This is a genomic window from Saccharomonospora halophila 8 (genome assembly GCF_000383775.1).
Classification (GTDB): domain Bacteria; phylum Actinomycetota; class Actinomycetes; order Mycobacteriales; family Pseudonocardiaceae; genus Saccharomonospora; species Saccharomonospora halophila.
Map to the genome: position 1 here is coordinate 60,371 of NZ_KB912585.1, position 2,957 is coordinate 63,327.

At 72.8% G+C, this 2,957-nt stretch carries 5 protein-coding genes; 4 read left to right on the top strand and 1 reads right to left on the bottom strand.

Annotation, left to right across the window (positions count from 1 at the left end; all coding sequences use genetic code 11):
* Together SACHA_RS22995 and SACHA_RS0118330 are read left to right on the top strand one after the other, a co-directional pair.
* Positions 1–493: hypothetical protein (locus tag SACHA_RS22995; RefSeq protein WP_083935909.1), on the top strand; the 493-nt coding region annotated here is incomplete at its 5' end.
* Between the two features lie 239 nt (positions 494–732).
* Positions 733–1,560 (top strand): alpha/beta fold hydrolase, encoded by an 828-nt coding sequence (locus SACHA_RS0118330; RefSeq protein ID WP_019812129.1) that lies wholly within the window; start codon positions 733–735, stop codon positions 1,558–1,560.
* A gap of 34 nt (positions 1,561–1,594) precedes the next feature.
* On the opposite strand, the gene SACHA_RS0118335 is transcribed toward SACHA_RS0118330, so the two are convergent.
* Positions 1,595–1,987 carry a DUF2237 family protein gene (locus SACHA_RS0118335; RefSeq protein ID WP_019812130.1) on the bottom strand — a complete coding sequence of 131 codons (393 nt, stop codon included), beginning with the start codon at positions 1,985–1,987 and terminating at the stop codon, positions 1,595–1,597.
* Between the two features lie 162 nt (positions 1,988–2,149).
* Between SACHA_RS0118335 and SACHA_RS0118340 the strand changes: the two genes are divergently transcribed.
* Both SACHA_RS0118340 and SACHA_RS23000 read left to right on the top strand, forming a co-directional pair.
* A complete protein-coding gene (locus SACHA_RS0118340) occupies positions 2,150–2,725 on the top strand; it encodes a DUF421 domain-containing protein (RefSeq protein ID WP_019812131.1) in 576 nt (191 codons plus the stop codon).
* Between the two features lie 23 nt (positions 2,726–2,748).
* Positions 2,749–2,957: hypothetical protein (locus tag SACHA_RS23000; RefSeq protein WP_039739710.1), on the top strand; the 209-nt coding region annotated here is incomplete at its 3' end.

Here is a 2,957-nt window from a genome sequence, read left to right on the forward strand (position 1 = left end):
GTGGCGGGACACCTCGGCGCCCGGCGGGCGGGCCGTGCTCGCCTACTACGTCGCCGACGAGCTGCACGACACCGCGGTGCTGCGGCACCGCGACGTCACCGGCGGCGACTGCGGACGGCAGGGCGACGCGTGGCGCTGCACCGTCGGGTTCGACGAGGCCATGCACGGCTCCGGCGCGTTGACCGCCCTGCTCACCGGGGACGACGGCATCACGGTCAGCGACGAACTGGTCGGCAACGCCCCGGGGGCGGAGCTGGTGCGGCTGAACGGCGACGGCAGGCCCGACCTGGCGCTGCGGCAGAGCACCTACGAGCCGAACTACGCGGAGGCGCCGCAGTACTGGGAGACCTACGTCGAGGTGGGAGGCACGTTCCTCCGCACCGGCTGCACCGTCCCGCGGCACGACGACGCCCCCGCCCCCACGGAGCCCGCCTACGGCAGCTGCTCCCACCCGGGATGGCCCGGCGCCACCTTGTCCGGCACACCGGTGTGACCCGGGGCGAAGCGGTGCCGATCGCCGACTCGGCCCCCGCGTTGCGCCGCGCGCCCGGCCTGTTCGGCCACGACCCGGGTGGAACGCCGCCGACCCGCTGAGCACCGCGCCCGCCTCGGCGTCCTCGCCGCCATGGTGGCGCGGCCGATGCGTTTCCCCGACCCGTCGACGGGAACAGGTTCACGGGGGAGGCCCTCACGCGCCGCCCGTGACCGCACCGTTCGAGGAGAGGGGAACCCATGCCGATCCAGCGCACCCGCGACGGCGTCGAACTCTTCTACCGGGATTGGGGGCAGGGGCGTCCGGTGGTGTTCCTCCACGGGTGGCCGCTCAACGGTGACGCGTGGCAGGACCAGTTGAAGGCCGTGGCCGACGCCGGATACCGTGCCGTCGCGCACGACCGTCGCGGCCACGGCCGCTCCACCCCCGTCTACGCCGGTTATGACTTCGACACCTTCGCCGACGACCTGCACGACCTGCTCACCGGGCTGAACCTGTCCGACGTCACTCTGGTGGGGCACTCGATGGGCGGGGGAGAGCTCGCCCGCTACGTCGGCCGCCACGGCACCGGTCGGTTGCGTTCGGTCGTGCTGCTGTCGGCGATCACCCCGCTGCTGCGGCACAACTCCGCGAACCCCGCCGGGGTGCCACAACACGTGTTCGACGACCTCAAACGGGGACTGGCCACCGAACGGTCCCAGTTCTGGCAGGACACCGCCGTCGCGTTCTTCAGCGCCGACCGCGAGGGCACCCGGGCAACCCGGGGCAACCGGGACGCCTTCTGGTACATGGCCATGGCCGCGACCCTCGAAGGCGGCCTGGCCTGTATCGACGCGTTCGCCGGCACCGCGTTCCACGAGGACCTCGACGCCATCGACGTGCCCACGCTGGTCGTCCACGGTGACGACGACCGGATCGTGCCGATCGACGCCACCGCCCGCGCCACGGTGCGACTGGTGCCCGGCGCTACCCTGTCGGTCTACGAGGGCGGTTCGCACGGGCTGGCGATGGTGCCCGGGGACAAGGACCGCTTCACCGCCGAATTGCGGGACTTCCTCCGCCGCTGACCCGCACACGGACGCCGCGGGACGGGTGGCGGGATCACACGAGCCCGCCCGGGTCGGCGGGCACGTCCACCGCGTGTTCCCGCAGCCGCTCCAGCGGAACCTCCTCCAACGCCCGCTCGTGCGTCGCGGCCAGCACGACCGGCGGCGCCACCCCCGCGTCGTCGGCCTCCTGCCAGCGGGCGGCGCAGACGCACCACCGGTCACCGGGGGAGACCCCGGCGAATCCGTACTGCGGAACCGGCACCCGCAGCTCGTTACCCGACCGGGCCTGCTGGTCGAGGAACTCGGCGGTCGCGACCGCGCACACCGTGTGATTGCCGAGGTCCTCGGGTCCGGTGTTGCAGCACCCGTCCCGGTAGAAGCCGGTCACCGGATCGGTGCCGCAGGATTCCAGTTCACCGCCGAGGACGTTGCGTTGCGCAGCCATGTCGCCAGGGTGCCACGCCCGTGGCCTCCGCGGCTCGACTCGCCCTGGCCACCGAGGGCCACCGGGCCACCGCGAAGCGCGGTTCCCCGGTCGGCGGCATCGCCCGCGGCGCGTTATCTACGCTGGTGAAGCGTCCGTACCCAACCGAGTGAGGAGGTGCGCGTGGTCGCCTCCTGGCAGACGCTCGCGCTCGTCGCCGTGTCCACCGTGGCCGTCTATCTCGCCCTGATCGGGTTTTCCCGGGTGGCGGGGCTGCGGTCGTTCTCGCAGATGACCAACTTCGACTTCGCCGCCACGGTGGCGTTCGGGTCGATCATGGCCACGACCGCGACCAGCCCGGACATCTCCCTGGCGCAGGGCGCGCTGGCCCTCGGGGTGCTGTTCGCCACCCAGAGCCTGCTCGCGTACCTGCGGAAACGCCCCAGGGTGGAGCGTCTGGCGGACAACCGTCCGCTGCTGTTGATCCAGGACGAACACGAGCTGAGCGAGAACCTGGACCGGGCGCAGATGACCCGCAACGACCTCTACGCGAAGCTGCGTCTCGCCGGGGTGACCCACCTGGATCAGGTGGACGTGGCGGTGCTGGAGACCACCGGCGAGGTGTCGGTGCTGCGCGTCGATCCCGACGGCCGCCGGGTCGATCCCCGGCTGCTCGCGAACGTCGAGGGCGGCCGGACACCGTCGACCGTCGTCCCGCCCGCCCCGTCCGAGGCGTCCCAGGGCACCGAACACGACTGACGCCCCCGGATACGGTGCCGGGAATGACGCAGCACGTGCCCGAGCTTCCCGACCTGCCGGTCCGCCCGTACCTGGGCACGATCGGCGCCGAGCTGGACCGTGGCGGAACCGGGGTTGTCGTGGCCCCACCCGGAACGGGCAAGACGACCCTGGTGCCGTTGGCGCTGGCCGGGCGGGGACTGCGCGTGGTGGTGGCCGAACCGCGCAGGCTGGCGACCCGCGCCGCCGCGGG